Annotated in this window: 12 protein-coding genes and 1 pseudogene; 11 read left to right on the top strand and 2 right to left on the bottom strand. The window is 58.2% G+C overall.

Annotated elements, in window-relative coordinates; all coding sequences use genetic code 11:
* Positions 1-16: 16 nt before the first annotated feature.
* Positions 17-898: an SMP-30/gluconolactonase/LRE family protein gene (locus ACQZ5Y_RS17065; protein WP_112401572.1), complete on the bottom strand. Its 882-nt coding sequence runs from the start codon at positions 896-898 to the stop codon at positions 17-19.
* A gap of 56 nt (positions 899-954) precedes the next feature.
* Complete coding sequence (locus ACQZ5Y_RS17060) at positions 955-1,674, bottom strand: FadR/GntR family transcriptional regulator (RefSeq protein ID WP_003517195.1); 720 nt, start codon at positions 1,672-1,674, stop codon at positions 955-957.
* A gap of 299 nt (positions 1,675-1,973) precedes the next feature.
* Here ACQZ5Y_RS17060 and ACQZ5Y_RS17055 point away from each other — a divergent pair, with 299 nt between their 5' ends.
* The 11 genes and pseudogenes from ACQZ5Y_RS17055 (at position 1,974) to ACQZ5Y_RS17005 (ending at position 14,264) form a co-directional block, all read left to right on the top strand.
* On the top strand, positions 1,974-3,923 hold the full coding sequence (locus ACQZ5Y_RS17055; protein WP_174051430.1) for an ABC transporter substrate-binding protein: 1,950 nt from the start codon (positions 1,974-1,976) through the stop codon (positions 3,921-3,923).
* Positions 3,924-4,043: 120 nt separating this feature from the next.
* Positions 4,044-5,030 carry an ABC transporter permease gene (locus ACQZ5Y_RS17050; protein ID WP_003517191.1) on the top strand — a complete coding sequence of 329 codons (987 nt, stop codon included), beginning with the start codon at positions 4,044-4,046 and terminating at the stop codon, positions 5,028-5,030.
* Between the two features lie 9 nt (positions 5,031-5,039).
* Positions 5,040-6,164 carry an ABC transporter permease gene (locus tag ACQZ5Y_RS17045; RefSeq protein ID WP_025591532.1) on the top strand — a complete coding sequence of 375 codons (1,125 nt, stop codon included), beginning with the start codon at positions 5,040-5,042 and terminating at the stop codon, positions 6,162-6,164.
* Positions 6,165-6,172: 8 nt separating this feature from the next.
* Positions 6,173-7,897, top strand: coding sequence for an ABC transporter ATP-binding protein (locus ACQZ5Y_RS17040; RefSeq protein ID WP_003517188.1), 1,725 nt, complete (start codon positions 6,173-6,175; stop codon positions 7,895-7,897).
* 44 nt (positions 7,898-7,941) lie between these two features.
* Positions 7,942-9,129 (top strand): galactarate dehydratase, encoded by a 1,188-nt coding sequence (locus ACQZ5Y_RS17035; RefSeq protein WP_013637437.1) that lies wholly within the window; start codon positions 7,942-7,944, stop codon positions 9,127-9,129.
* Positions 9,116-9,982: an aldose 1-epimerase gene (locus tag ACQZ5Y_RS17030; protein ID WP_080802825.1), complete on the top strand. Its 867-nt coding sequence runs from the start codon at positions 9,116-9,118 to the stop codon at positions 9,980-9,982. Before ACQZ5Y_RS17035 ends, ACQZ5Y_RS17030 begins: the two co-directional genes overlap by 14 nt.
* Positions 9,983-10,194: 212 nt before the next feature.
* Positions 10,195-10,625: pseudogene (locus ACQZ5Y_RS17025) on the top strand (DDE-type integrase/transposase/recombinase); the annotation flags it as partial.
* 182 nt (positions 10,626-10,807) lie between these two features.
* Entirely contained in the window at positions 10,808-11,104 is a 297-nt protein-coding gene (locus ACQZ5Y_RS17020; protein WP_019565754.1) for a type II toxin-antitoxin system TacA family antitoxin, read from the top strand.
* On the top strand, positions 11,104-11,598 hold the full coding sequence (locus ACQZ5Y_RS17015) for a GNAT family N-acetyltransferase (RefSeq protein ID WP_211380955.1): 495 nt from the start codon (positions 11,104-11,106) through the stop codon (positions 11,596-11,598). Before ACQZ5Y_RS17020 ends, ACQZ5Y_RS17015 begins: the two co-directional genes overlap by 1 nt.
* Positions 11,599-12,192: 594 nt before the next feature.
* Positions 12,193-12,741: a TRAP transporter small permease subunit gene (locus ACQZ5Y_RS17010; protein WP_019565757.1), complete on the top strand. Its 549-nt coding sequence runs from the start codon at positions 12,193-12,195 to the stop codon at positions 12,739-12,741.
* Between the two features lie 17 nt (positions 12,742-12,758).
* Positions 12,759-14,264: a TRAP transporter large permease gene (locus ACQZ5Y_RS17005; protein WP_019565758.1), complete on the top strand. Its 1,506-nt coding sequence runs from the start codon at positions 12,759-12,761 to the stop codon at positions 14,262-14,264.
* Positions 14,265-14,305: the final 41 nt, after the last annotated feature.

The following is a 14,305-nucleotide window of genomic DNA, read 5'->3' as shown; positions in this document are numbered from 1 at the left end:
AAATCGAAGGGCATCTTCAGATAGAAAATTTGTGAACGGCTACGCCCGCGACAGGCACATCAAACGCAACAAGCGTACCTGGAGTGGTTGTTCCGTTCGTCTCGGTCACAAGACTCGTCAGATAGATCGTTTTGAGGTCCGGGCCGCCGAAACATGGCATGGTCGGCCCTTTGAACGGCAACCTGTATATCTCAAACAGTTCGCCCTCCGGCGAAAAGCGGTTGAGACGCCCGGCCTGAACGCCGGCGCTCCAGTAACAGCCTTCGCAATCGGTCGCCGCGCCATCAGGCCTGCCTTCGTCGGGTGCGAAATCGTGCAGGCGTTCGGCTGGACCGAGCCTGCCCGTCGCGGCATCGAAATCGAACGCCTGATACATCAGACCGCTGCTGTCAGAATGATACATACGCGTTCCGTCCAGATTCCAGGCAAGCCCGTTCGATGTGAACATATCGCCATTGATGACAAGCTCGACGCCGCCATCCGGCGCGATACGATAGAGGCGGGCATTTCCTGTCTGCACGGCAGCCTCGTCGCGGGTTCCCACCCAGAAATGGCCATCGGGGCCGACCTTGCCGTCGTTGAGACGGCTGTCTGCTCGTCCTTCGTCCGGATCGCACAGCAGTTCGAGCGCGCCGTTTGCGGGGTCTAGAAGGTGCACGCCCGTCTTGAGGCCCGCCACAACAAGGCCATTGTCGCAAAGACCGAGGCATCCCACCTGGGCGGGCATTTCGTATCTGTCGAGTTTGCCGCCCGGATGCAGGCAGAAAATGGCGGGGGCGAGAATGTCGACGAACCACAGATTCCCGGTACGCTCATCCCATGCCGGTGATTCGCCGACTTTCAACGGCGTGTCGATGAGAGAGCGGAGTTTGGGCTCTATGATGCGTGGCTGGATCACTGATTATTTTCCCTTGCCCTGTATGGCTCGCCTTTTGAAATGTGGAAAAAACGGTTCTAGCTGCCGACGCCCTGAAACATGCGGGCGCGGGCCTTCAGGATGTGATCTTTCATTGCGTCATGCGCGGCCTGTTCCTGGCGCGCAAAAATCGCTTCCACGATTGCCGTATGTTCGTTCTGTACCTCGCGCACATGTTGCGGCGTGCGCTTGAGGCTGAGGCTGCGTGTCACCGACTGGCCGATCGCGAAATGCGGCTTGAACCAGATCCGCACGGTGATGTGGAACTGGTTATGGCTCGCTTTCGCAATGGCTTCGTGCAGGGCAAAGTCCTCCTCCGCGCCAAGATCGTTGCGCGCAAGACACTGTTCCAGCGCGGTAATGGCCTGTTCGATGCGGGCTTTGTCGGCAGCCTGCCAACTGCGTGCTGCAAGTTCGGCGGCTGCAGACTCAAGGCCGGACCGGAACTCGAAGAAACGCTGCACATCGGCAAGCGAGCCGACAGGAACCTGCTGCAACACGGATGAATCCGGCTGCTGGCGCACATAGGAGCCGGAACCTTTCTGCGAAACGATAAGCCCGTCGTTGCGCAGCCGCTCCAGCGCTTCGCGCACCACAGGCCGGGAAGCCCCGAACAGGGAAGCCAGATTTTGCTCCGACGGCAACCGCTCGTTCACGGGAAACCGCCCATCAGAAATCATTCCGATGATCTTTTCGTAGATGATGTCGCTCAAGCGAGTCTCGCCTCGAGCGGCGGCGGATGCGGTTTGATTGTCCATCAGCAGCCCTTCCGTTGCAAATCGCTGAAGTTAATGGGTTTCCTGCATTTCAATCGCAACAGAAATACCGGGGTTTTCATGAACGTGGTTACTGTCGTGCCGGTTCTTTCCTCAAACCTGATCGTGAAGACAGGTCTACGAATAAAAAATATGTAAAAATCTGTCAATACTTGTAATCATCTGAAAACGCCCATATGGTCTGCCCTGCCGGTGGAGGATCGGTGTGCTGGCTGGCCGGGAGGCTGTTGCGGTTCGGTGAAAGCTGTCTCGCTGCCGGTGATTTTTTGGGAGGATAGTCGATGCGCGATGGCGATAAATTTTCACTGGGCGTGACGCGCCGAACCTTCATGGCTGGGCTTGGCGGCGTCGCCGCCGTGTCCGTCATCGGGAGCTCGGCCCTGGCTGCTGCCGGCAAGGAAGCGCCGGAACTGGCAGCCCTGGTAAAAGACGGCAAACTGCCGCCGTTGGCGGAACGTCTGCCAAGAAACCCGATGGTGGTGACGCCGCATGAAAAGATCGGCACCTATGGCGGCACATTGCGCCGCGGCCTGCGCGGTTCGTCGGACCATAACGGCATCCTGCGCATGGTCGGCAACCAGGGGCTGGTGCGCTGGAACATGGACTTCACCGAAGTTCTGCCCAACCTTGCCGAGAAATGGGAGGTCAATGACGACGCCTCCCAGTTCACCTTCCATCTGTTGCAGGGCGCGAAATGGTCTGATGGACATCCCTTTACCGCAGATGACGTGGTGTTCGCCATCGAGGACTGCATCAAGAACAAGGAGCTTTACAGCGCTACCCCGGCGCAACTCTCCGTCGCCGGTAAGGCGGTTGATGTCGAGAAAGTCGATGATTTCACGGTCAGGTTCAAATTCGCAGCGCCAAACGCGCTCTATCTGGAAAACCTCGCCACGCCGCTCGGCCAGCATCCGACGCTGTTTGCCAAGCATTATTGCAGCAAGTTCCTGCCGAAATACAACACGGCGCTCGATGCCGACGTCAAGGCGGCTGGCGTGTCCAGCTGGACGGAACTGTTCCGCGCCAAGTGCGGCGACATCGAAATTCCGTCGCGCTGGTCGAATGTCGACAAGCCGACGCTCGACCCGTGGGTGGTCAAGGAACCCTATTCCGGCGGCGCGACCCGTGTGGTCATGACACGCAATCCTTACTTCTGGCAGGTCGATACGGAAGGCAACCAGCTTCCCTATATCAACGAAGTCAATTTCGGCATTTCGCAGGATGTCGAATCGTTGATGCTGAACGTCATCTCCGGCAAGATCGACATTCAGGAACGCCATATCAGCGTTCTCGCCAACAAGCCGACGCTGTCGCAGAACATGAAAAAGGGCGATTACCGTCTGTTGACGCTGGTGCCATCGGCTTCGCAGCAGTGCCAGATCTACCTCAACATCACCCACAAAGACCCTGAGATGCGCAAGATGTTCGGCGACAAGTCGTTCCGTCAGGCGCTGTCTATCGCGCTCAACCGCCAGGAAATCATCGACATCGTCTATTTCGGCCAGAGCGAGGGCTATCAGGCCGGGCCGCGCCCGACACATCCCTGGTATCACGAAAAGCTGGCGCGTCAGAACACCGAATACGATGTCGCCAAGGCGAACGATCTTCTCGACAAGGCCGGCTACGACAAGAAGAACGGCAACGGCATGCGGCTCCGGCCCGACGGCCAGCCGATTTTCTTTTCGATCGATGTGATCCCGACACTCTATCCCGATCTGGTCGATGCGCTGGAACTGGTGAAGGCGCAGTGGGCGCAAATCGGCGTCGATATCAAGGTCAACACCATCGAACGCGCGCTGTACTACACACGCGGCGATGATAACGCTCATGATGCGGCGGTCTGGCCGGGTCCGGGCGGTCTCGATCCGATGCTCGACCCGCGTGACTTCTTCGCGTTCCACCCGCAGGGGTCGCGCTACGCCATTCCGTGGGCGCTTTGGTACACATCCAACGGGCAGAAGGGGGAAGAGCCGCCGGAAAGCCAGAAGAAGCGCTTCAAACTGTTCGATGAAGCGCGTTCGACGGCCGACCTTGTCAAGCGCGGCGAGAAGATGAAGGAAATCTTCGATATTGCGGCGGAAGAGTTCGAGACGATCGGTCTTTGCCTTGCCGTTGGTGGTTTCGGTATCATCCGCAACAACCTTCGCAACGTGCCGGAGAAAGAACCCGACAGCTGGTCATGGCCCAACCCCGGCCCGGCGTTGCCGCAACAGTTCACCTTCACAAGCTGACACCGCCACATGGGCGTCGCTTCATCAATGCGGCGGCGCCTCTCAGGTTGCTTCGACCACCCGCAAGCCGTCTCGTAGTGGAAGGCGGCGCGTGTGGTAAAACGTGATTGCGAGAACGTCATGCTGCTATTTATCGTAAAACGCCTGCTGTGGATGATACCATCCCTGTTCGCCGTCAGTTTTCTTGCCTTTGTACTGATCCAGCTGCCACCCGGTGACTACGTGACGACTTACATCGCCACGCTTGCTGCGTCCAACGAAGTCATAGACCACAATACGGCGGCGCAACTGCGAGAGCGCTTCGGCCTCGATGACCCGATGATCGTGCAATATCTCAAATGGATATGGGGCATCATCAGTCGCGGCGATTTTGGCATCTCGTTCGAATGGCAGCAGCCCGTTTCCGGCCTCATCTGGGAGCGCATGGCGCTGACGCTGGTTCTGGCCATAGCAAGCCTTCTCGCAACCTGGGCCATCGCACTTCCGATCGGCGTCTTCTCCGCCGTGCGCAAATATTCAATCGGCGATTATCTTTTTACCGCCTTCTCCTTTTTCGGCCTCTCCATACCGTCATTCCTTCTGGCGCTGGTGCTGATGTATGTCGCGGCGGTGGAATTTGGGGCCGATGTCGGAGGGCTGTTTTCGGCGGAGTACGAGACTGCTTCGTGGAGCATCGCAAAGATGATGGATCTGATGGCCCACATCTGGCTACCAGTTGCGATCCTCGCGGTGTCCTCCACGGCAAGCCTCATCCGCGTCATGCGCGCAAACATGCTGGACGAATTACCCAAACCCTACGTGACAACCGCGCGCGCAAAGGGATTGTCCGAGTTCCGGCTGCTGACGAAATATCCTTTGAGAATTGCGCTCAACCCATTCATTTCCACAATTGCATGGCTGTTGCCCAATCTCATTTCAGGCTCGGTTGTGGTTGCTATCGTGCTCAATCTGCCGACGGCCGCGCCGCTGCTTTTGCAGTCGCTGATGGCGCAGGACATGTATCTAGCCGGCGCCTTTGTGCTTTTGATCTGCGGATTGACGTTGATCGGATCACTCATCAGCGACATCCTTCTTGCGCTGGTCGATCCGCGCATCCGTCTCGAATAGGAGGGCGCCATGAGCGATATCGCCATCACCACCAATACCCGGCCGGACCGCGCTGCCGTCGCCTCGCAATGGCAACTGATCTGGTGGGCGTTCAAGCGCCACAGGCTGGCCATGGCCGCCCTGTTCGTCACCATCGCCATGTATATCGTCGCGCTTTTGCCAGGTTTCTTCGCCATCAACGATCCGGTTCTGCAGAATGCGCGCGCCACCTTCCATCCGCCGCAACGTGTGCATTTCATCGATACGACGGACGGCCTCTCGCTTGGTCTGCACTATTATCCGCTGAAGCTGACGCGTGATCCTGAAACGCTGGCGGCGGTGTTCGTCGAAGATACGGCCAAGAAAATCCCGATCCAGCTATTCGGTCGCGGCTACGAATATTCGGTGCTCGGCCTGTTCACCACGGATATCCATCTGCTGGCCTCGACCGACAAGACCCGACCGCTCTTCCTTTTCGGCGCGGATCGCCTTGGCCGTGATGTTTTCAGCCGGGTAATACAGGGCTCGCAAATTTCGCTGTCCATCGGTCTCGTCGGCGTGTTTTTCTCGCTGCTTCTCGGTGTCGTTCTGGGCGGTATCTCCGGTTATTACGGCGGCCGCATCGATTTTGTCATGCAGCGCGTCATCGACTTCGTTTTGTCGCTGCCGACCATTCCCATCTGGCTGGCGCTTGCCGCTGCCCTGCCGCAGGGTTGGCCGGCAACGCTGCAATATATGATGATCACCATCATCCTGTCCTTGACCGGCTGGGCGCAGCTTGCCCGCGTCGTGCGCGGCAGGTTCCTGTCATTGAGGACGGAAGAATTCGTGGCGGCGGCCCGGCTGGATGGCGTGCCGGAAGGGCGCATCATTTTCCGCCATATGCTGCCGAGTTTTTCGAGCCACATCATCGCCTCGGTCACGCTTGCCGTTCCGGCGATGATCCTTGCGGAAACCTCGCTGTCCTTCCTCGGTCTTGGCCTCCAGCCGCCGACCATTTCCTGGGGCGTGCTGCTTCGCGAGGCGCAGAATATTCGCTCGATCGCAACCGCGCCGTGGCTGTTCCTGCCCGGCGTAGCTGTTGTCGTTGCCGTCATGGCGCTCAATCTGCTCGGTGACGGTCTGCGTGACGCAGCCGACCCCTATAACAAGTGAGGCCCCGGATGAGCGATATTCTCTCCATGAAGCCAGACCGACCGCTGCTTGACGTCCGCAATCTGGTCACCGAATTTCCCGTGCGAAACGGCATTTTCCGCGCGGTAAACGATCTGTCTTTTTCCATCGATCCCGGCAAGACGCTCTGCGTTGTGGGCGAAAGCGGTTCCGGCAAATCCGTCACCGCCCGCTCGATCCTGCAGATCATCGACAGCCCCGGTTACATCGCTTCCGGGTCGATCATCCTCAACCGTGCTGACGGCACGTCGCTGGATCTCGCAAAGCTCGATCCGCGCAGCCGGGCCATCCGCTCGGTGCGCGGCGCAGATATCGCGATGATTTTTCAGGAGCCGATGTCGTCGCTGTCGCCGGTGCATACCGTCGGTGATCAGATCACCGAAGTTCTGCGGCTGCACTTGAAGATGAGCAAGGCGCAGGCACGGGCGGAAGCCATCGAGCTGCTGCGCCAGGTGGAAATTCCCAGCCCCGAAAAGGCGCTGGATCGTTATGCCTTCCAATATTCCGGCGGCATGCGCCAGCGCGCCATGATCGCCATGGCGCTGGCCTGCAAACCGCAACTGTTGATCGCCGACGAACCGACAACCGCGCTGGACGTCACGACGCAGGCCGAAATCCTCGACCTGATATCGCGGCTGCAAAAGGCTCATGGAATGGCGGTGCTCTTCATCACCCACGACATGGGCGTGGTGGCGCAGATTGCCGATGACGTGCTGGTCATGCATCACGGCGTCGCCAAGGAATATGGCACTGTCGATGAGATATTCCACAATCCACAAGACCCCTATACGCGCATGCTGATCGGCTCGGTTCTGAAGCTGGAGCAGAAGGCGGAAATCCGGCTTGCCCGCCCGCCGCTCGATCTTGCCGCGGCGCCTATCCTGGAAGTGAACGACCTCTCGATGCACTTCGGTGAGATGAAGGCGCTGGATGGCGTGTCGATCAAGCTGCTTCCGGGCGAAACGCTCGGCATCGTCGGCGAAAGCGGCTCCGGCAAGACCACCATGGGCCGCTCGATCATGCGCCTCTACGATCCGACCGGGGGCGAGATGCGCTATCGCCGGGCGGATGGTACGGTGGTCGATCTTGCCAAAATCGAAGGTGCGGAGCTGAAAGCGGCCCGGCGTGAGTTGCGCATGGTTTTTCAGGATCCGTTCGGTTCGCTCAATCCGCGCATGACGGTGGCACAGGTCATCGGCGAGCCGCTGCTGGTCAACGGCATTGCGAAAGGCAAGGAACTGGATGAGCGCGTCTGCGCCCTGATGGAGCAGGTGGGTCTGGACCCTGCCGGACGTGAGCGTTACCCACACGCCTTTTCCGGCGGCCAGCGCCAGCGCATCGGTATCGCCCGCGCCATCACGCTCCGGCCGCGCATCATCGTTGCGGATGAGGCGACGTCGGCGCTCGATGTTTCGGTGCGTTTCCAGGTGCTGGACCTGCTCATGCGGCTGCAGGACGAACTTGGCCTGGCTTACATCTTCATCAGCCATGACATCGGCGTCATCAGATACATGTGCGACCGCGTCGGAGTGATGTATCGCGGCAAGCTTGTTGAGGTGGGAGACGCCGAAAAAGTCTGCAACGCGCCGGATCACCCTTATACGCAGGCACTTCTGTCGGCCATTCCGCGCCCGGATCCGCGCGATCGCGACCGCACGAGAAGGTTCCGCTACGTCGAGCCGCCCGAGATCAAGAACGGAGCTGCTGCCAGATAACGGCGCGGCTGTTGCTTCTCGCAATTCAAGAGGAAGACCAAAGCATGAAAATCGATCGCATGCGGGTATTCGTTACCCGCGACAAGGACCGCCCCCGCGTTATCGTCGCTCTCGATACCGATGACGGTTTGACCGGCTGGGGCGAATGCTACAATCACGGCCCCGATCTCGCATTGCCCCCGGTTCTGGATTACCTCTACGGCTTCCTGGCCGGGCAGGATCCGACTCGGGTCGAGTATCTCTACAATCTCCTCCTCCAACAAAACCGCTTTCCGCCCGGAGCACTTGGTCTTTCGGCAATCTCAGCGCTTGACCATTGCCTCTGGGACCTTGCCGCCAAGGCGGCAGGCGTGCCTGTGTACAAGCTTTTGGGCGGCGAAGTGCGTGACCGTATCAAGGTTTACGCCGGCGTCTACACGGCACCGGATGCACCGGCGGCAAGGGAGGAATTCGATCGTCTCAACGAAGACTGGGGGTTCACAGCCTTCAAGCTAAGCCCATGGCGCGTCGATATTCACGCCCATCGCTGGGGTGAGGTGGTGCGCAGTTCGGCCGAATATTTCCGCTCGCTTCGCGAAACCGTGCGGCCCGACTACGATATTGCCTTCGACGCGCATGCCAAGATTTTCGAGCCTGCTGCCGCTCGTCAACTGGGCAATGCGCTTGCCCCTTACGATCCGCTATTTTTCGAAGAGCCGTTGCGTCCGGAAAATATCGAGATGTGGGGAGACCTGAAGCAGGGGCTGAACTGCACGCTGGCAACGGGTGAAAGTCTTTATAACCGCAATGACTTCCTGCGTCTTCTGCAAGTCCGGGGCGCCGATATCATTCAACCCGACATCTGCGTTGTCGGTGGTATTTCCGAAATGCGCCGCATCGCCACGCTGGCAGAGGCGCATTTCGTCAGCATCGCACCGCACAACCCGATGGGGCCGCTCGCCACCGCCGTCAACGTGCATTTCTCCGCCGCCCAGCAGAATTTCCGTATTCTTGAATACAGGCTGCCGAAAGGGCAATGCTATGTTTATGGCGGCACCGACCTCGAAAAACGCGAGGATGAAACGCGCTATGTTGTCGACCCTTATCTGCCAAAGGATGGCTACCTGGAACTGAGGCCGGACCGACCGGGTTGGGGAGTCGAGATGGATGAAAAGGCCATGCAGGAAGATGGCTACGTTCACTGGCAGCGACGCGTGCCGAAACGGCCTGATGGCTCATATGCTTTTGCCTGAAACGGTTACGATTGCCTTCAGGCAGCTTTCGGCCCGCCTCCGCCCTTCCTGGGGTGGAAGGATGACGCATCTGCACCACGAGGGTCACGGCGATATTCTGGTGCCGACAGCGGGGGAGTCTTTTGACCCGTTGAACTGGCCGAGGGCAGGTGCCTATCCGCTCATTCCTTACCACAACAGGTTATATGGCAGCTCATTCGTTCACGCGGATATCCGCCACGACCTTCTTCCACATCCCGCCCTTTCGCCTGATGCCATGCATGGACCCGCTCACCGACGATCGTGGGATATTTCCAGCCTGGCGGCCGATCAGTGCACGCTGGTGCTTGACTATAAGGCGGATGCTGAGTGGCCATTTTCCTTCCGCGCTGAACAATCTTTTATGCTTGAAAGCAACCGTTTGACGGTGGAATTGTCGATAACCAATCTGGAAAACCGGCCTGTGCCGGTTTCGCTTGGCTGGCATCCCTATTTTTCGGCAGAATTGGGCTGCGACGCCAGCACCGATGCCAAACTGCAATATCCCCTCGATGTGCAGAACGTGCCAACCGGCCAGCAAGCGGTGCCCCGCTCGAAACCTACCATTCCTGCTACGACGGGATACACCTTGCACTTCACCGACTGGTCATATGCGCGCATCGGTTTTGACAGTTTTTCACTGTTGCTCGAGGCGGATCCCGTTTTTAGCAATCTCGCTGCCCACCGTATGGACCGCTATCTTTGTCTTGAACCCGTTTCCATGGTCGCCGGAGCACTTGGCTTACCGGAACCAGAGCGAAATGGCCGCGGCGTCGAAACGATCTCTCCCGGCCAACGACTGTCTGGGTGTATCAGGCTTTCTATTGAAAGTTGACAGGGGCGTAGGTGCCTCACGCACATAACGGCTATTCCGGGCGCTCCGCCTGTCTTGAATCCTGCGCAATCAGTAAGGTTATGCGTTCCTATCACAAGGATATCCCCTGGCGATCAACGTCTTCCGAGCGGCGGCGTACGCCTCCTGCAGCGCCTAGTGGCCTTAGCCCGTCAAGAGGTGTTGTCACGCTAACCGGCTCGCCATTGCCCACGTTTTGGATTGGGCGCGCAGTCGATCAGGATGGCGTCGTTCTCGAAGAAATATTACAGAAGCGACGTGACAAAAGGGAGGCCAAGCGCCTAGTCGTGTCTTTGATGAAGCGCTGTGGTTTTGCTCCCTAGCGGATCATCACTGACAAGCCGCGCTCCTACGAGTGCGGCAAATGCGGACGTGGCTGCCGGCCTTAACAATTGGTCGCACAAGAGCTTCAACAATCGGGCCGAGAACAGCCATATGCCGTTTCGAAACGAGAACGAACCCTGCAGGGTCGCCGATCGCCCGGAGCATTGCAACGGTTCGTTTCTATGCACTGCGGCGCTACCCACATCGCTTTTCTGTTCCCGCCCGCCGCCGCGCCGCACAAACACTTCGCTACCGCCTCGAAGCGTTCGATGCATCGAAAATTGCTGCCTGCATCGCTTGAAAATTCGAGCCGCTGCCTTTCTCGGCCTAGGTAACTTAACGTGACAACATCCCATGAGGTTATGCTTCAAGCCGGCGTCTGTCGTGCGCTCGTCCGCAGGCGAATGTAACGACATTATCTTTACGCCGCTTGTAAAGATAATGTCGTTACGCTATATAAATGCGCTTGGATAGGAGTTTCCCATGCCGACCTCACACACGGGTAAGAGCCCGGACGCAAGTGTGCCGCTGAATATGCGCATCAAACCTGCTACTCGCAACTTGATCGATCGCGCCGCAGAGTTGCTCGGCAAAACGCGCACAGATTTCATGTTGGAAGCTTCCGAGCGCCGTGCGGAGGAGGTGCTGCTCGACCGTACAATCGTCACGGTAAGCCCCGAAATTTATGCCGAATATCTTGCCCGTCTCGATGCGCCTGCACAGCCCAATGAGCGTCTAAAGCGCACGATGTCGACCAAAGCGCCCTGGGATGAGGCGTGATTCTCAGCGCACCAGTTCCCCTGGCCGATCATCACGAACTGGCCGAATTCAATTCTGGAGTGCCTGAACTGGACGACTGGCTTCGGCGCCGTGCCCGGGCCAATCAAGCAGGCGGCGCGTCGCGGACCTTTGTCGTGTGCGACGGGAGCCGCGTCATCGCGTACTACGCCCTGGCCACTGGCTCCGTGAAACCGCCGGAAGTGCCTGGTCGCTTTCGGCGCAATATGCCTGATCCAATCCCAGTTGCAGTGCTTGGCCGCCTCGCCATTGATCAATCCTGTCAAGGGCGTGGTATCGGCAGGGCATTGGTGCGCGACGCGGGTTTGCGCCTGCTGAATGCCGCTGAAGTGCTCGGGATCCGCGGCGTGCTGGTCCATGCGATTTCTGATGACGCACGAGCCTTCTACGAAGCCGTCGGCTTCCAGTCTTCTCCGTCCGATCCCATGATGCTGATGGTCGGTTTGCACGACCTCAATAACGCGCTGAAAACCTAAACGAAATTCATCAATAATTTTCGTTTGAGTCCATTCCACTGTGTTTCTAAGCCAATGGAACTGCTCCAGAAAGTCTGACAACAAATGACGTGCGGTGGGTTCGTACCCCTTTCACAGCGTCGACCCGCGCTAGAGTTCGAGCCGCCTGGGGTATGCCATCGACGCCCTCTTGTTGAGGCCCAGAGTTATCTTGGATCTCGCATTTGGAAATCCGGCCCCGACGTACTTTTTACACAGGTCGCTGATCCCGGGCCAGTCGTTCATCAACAGGGTCATCGCCAAGCGGCCTAAAATTGCCCGATGCGGGGACCCAATCAAGTGACATCGCAGATTCAACTCGACATGGCTGAAGGTGAAGATTCCCCAGCAGGGCTGCCTCGAGTGCAATTAAAGCTACAGGCCTGGACACGGTGTTTCTTCACGGAATGCCACTGTATTTTTGCTCTCTTTGAACCTGCATACCCAGTTCTCGGTATGCCTGAAGAAGTTAACAGACGACAGCCCTTGAGCGAGAAGCCGCCATTGATATCTTGCCCGAACGATAGCGGCAGCATGTGTATTGAGGAGTACGCGGCCGCGTCCGGGGAGGATATCATGAAACTTCTACTGGCCGTTTCGCGCGCCATTGATGCTGCCAATTCAGCAATTGGCAAAGCAATTTCCTGGCTGCTTCTAGCGGCTATTTTCATTAGCGCCATCAACGCGATCATGCGCAAGGCGTTTTCTATGAGCTCAAACGCCTGGCTTGAATCACAGTGGTATTTGTTCTCTGCGGTGTTCCTCATTGCTGCCGCCTACACGCTTCTTAACAACGAGCATGTGAAGGTTGACCTAGTCTACGGAAATCTTCCGCGCAAAGGGCAACTGTGGGTCGACATTCTCGGGACGATCTTCTTCCTCCTGCCTTTCTGCCTCATCACGGTCTACCTCTCCTGGCCGGTCTTCCTGCAGAAGTTCGCCTCCGGTGAAGTATCAAATAATACGGGCGGCCTAATCCAATGGCCGGTCTGGGCACTGATACCGATCGGCTTCAGCCTGCTCTCCTTGCAGGGAGTGTCAGAACTCATCAAGCGCGTCGCTATCCTGCGCGGCGATATTCCTGATCCGGTTGCAGCGGCGGACGCCGAAGCGGCAATGCTCTGATCGAAGGAAAAATAACAATGGCATTCCTTGCGGAAAATCTCGCCCCGATCATGTTCGCGGCGCTCATCATCGTGCTCCTGCTGGGTTATCCGGTGGCCTTTGCTCTGGCTTTTGTCGGCTTTTTCTTCGGTTTCATCGGCATCGAACTCGGCCTGCTACCGGCAACCCTGTTTCAGGCCATTCCCGATCGCATATTCGGTCAGATGTCCAACGAGACGTTACTCGCCATCCCCTTCTTCACTTTCATGGGCCTGATCCTTGAAAAGAGCGGCATGGCGGAAGACCTTTTGGATACGATCGGCCAGCTGTTTGGACCAGTACGTGGCGGCATTGCCTTTGCGGTGATTTTCGTTGGCGCTATTCTGGCGGCCACCACCGGCGTTGTCGCCGCCTCGGTCATTTCGATGGGCCTCATCTCTCTTCCGATCATGTTGCGTTACGGTTACGACCGTAAAATCGCCGCCGGCACAATCGCAGCTTCCGGTACGCTGGCGCAGATCATACCGCCAAGCCTCGTCTTGATTGTGCTGGCGGACCAGCTCGGTCGCTCGGTAGGGGACATGTACAAAGGCGCCCTCGTTCCGGGTCTCTTGCTCGTTGGTGCCTACACGCTCTACATCATCGTGACCTCGATCATCAGTCCGGCAAAAGTGCCTGCACTGCCTTTGGAGGCACGGACCCTGCGGGGCAGCAAATTGCTTTTGAAGGTGATCACCTCGCTGGTTCCGCCGCTCGTCCTGATATTCCTCGTGCTTGGTACGATCTTCCTCGGCATCGCCACGCCCACGGAAGGTGGCGCCATGGGAGCGGTGGGCGCACTCGCCCTTGCGCTCGCCAATGGCAAGCTCAACTTGGGCCTCATTCAGCAGTCGCTATACGCGACGGCAAAACTGTCGTCCTTCGTCCTGCTCATCTTGCTCGGCGCGCGAGTCTTCTCCCTGACTTTCTATGGCGTGAACGGCCATGTCTGGGTCGAGCATCTGATGACATCGGTTCCGGGCGGAGAGATCGGATTCCTGATCGTCGCAAATCTGCTGGTTTTCTTTTTGGCCTTCTTTCTTGATTATTTCGAGCTGGCCTTCATTATCATCCCGCTTCTGGCTCCGGTCGCGGATGCGCTTGGCATAGATCTGATCTGGTTCGGCGTCATGCTAGCGGTCAATATGCAGACCTCATTCATGCACCCGCCCTTCGGCTTTTCGCTGTTCTTTTTGCGGTCCGTCGCGCCGACAAGGGCCTACAAGGATCGCATCACCGGGCAGACGATCCAGCCAATCACATCGAGCCAGATCTATCTCGGCGCCATTCCCTATCTTTTCATCCAGCTCGCCATGGTCATCATCATCATCGCGTTCCCCGGCATCGTGATGCACTACAAGTCGGGCGCCAAGGTGGCCGATCCTTCTGCCGTTCATATCAACGTACCCATGCCCGGCGCGGGAACGGACGCCGATCCTTTCGCCAACCCGTTCCTCGCGCCCGGCAACACTGCACCGAGCTTCGGCAAGCCAAGCACACCGTGACGATTGATCGGGCAGGCAAGCGCCCGACCACGCCACCCGTA

Source organism: Agrobacterium sp. A3-95 (assembly GCF_053521785.1).
Note: the sequence above shows the minus strand (reverse complement) of the source record. Positions and strands in the feature narration are given on the sequence as shown.

What these genes read in the sequence shown, in the direction of transcription:
- ACQZ5Y_RS17040 (WP_003517188.1), top strand. Translation starts at nt 6,173, where the DNA reads ATGAGCGATATTCTCTCCATGAAGCCAGACCGACCGCTGCTTGACGTC.
- ACQZ5Y_RS17045 (WP_025591532.1), top strand. Translation starts at nt 5,040, where the DNA reads ATGAGCGATATCGCCATCACCACCAATACCCGGCCGGACCGCGCTGCC.
- ACQZ5Y_RS17005 (WP_019565758.1), top strand. Translation starts at nt 12,759, where the DNA reads ATGGCATTCCTTGCGGAAAATCTCGCCCCGATCATGTTCGCGGCGCTC.
- ACQZ5Y_RS17035 (WP_013637437.1), top strand. Translation starts at nt 7,942, where the DNA reads ATGAAAATCGATCGCATGCGGGTATTCGTTACCCGCGACAAGGACCGC.
- ACQZ5Y_RS17020 (WP_019565754.1), top strand. Translation starts at nt 10,808, where the DNA reads ATGCCGACCTCACACACGGGTAAGAGCCCGGACGCAAGTGTGCCGCTG.
- ACQZ5Y_RS17010 (WP_019565757.1), top strand. Translation starts at nt 12,193, where the DNA reads ATGAAACTTCTACTGGCCGTTTCGCGCGCCATTGATGCTGCCAATTCA.
- ACQZ5Y_RS17050 (WP_003517191.1), top strand. Translation starts at nt 4,044, where the DNA reads ATGCTGCTATTTATCGTAAAACGCCTGCTGTGGATGATACCATCCCTG.
- ACQZ5Y_RS17055 (WP_174051430.1), top strand. Translation starts at nt 1,974, where the DNA reads ATGCGCGATGGCGATAAATTTTCACTGGGCGTGACGCGCCGAACCTTC.
- ACQZ5Y_RS17060 (WP_003517195.1), bottom strand. Translation starts at nt 1,674, where the DNA reads ATGGACAATCAAACCGCATCCGCCGCCGCTCGAGGCGAGACTCGCTTG.
- ACQZ5Y_RS17030 (WP_080802825.1), top strand. Translation starts at nt 9,116, where the DNA reads ATGCTTTTGCCTGAAACGGTTACGATTGCCTTCAGGCAGCTTTCGGCC.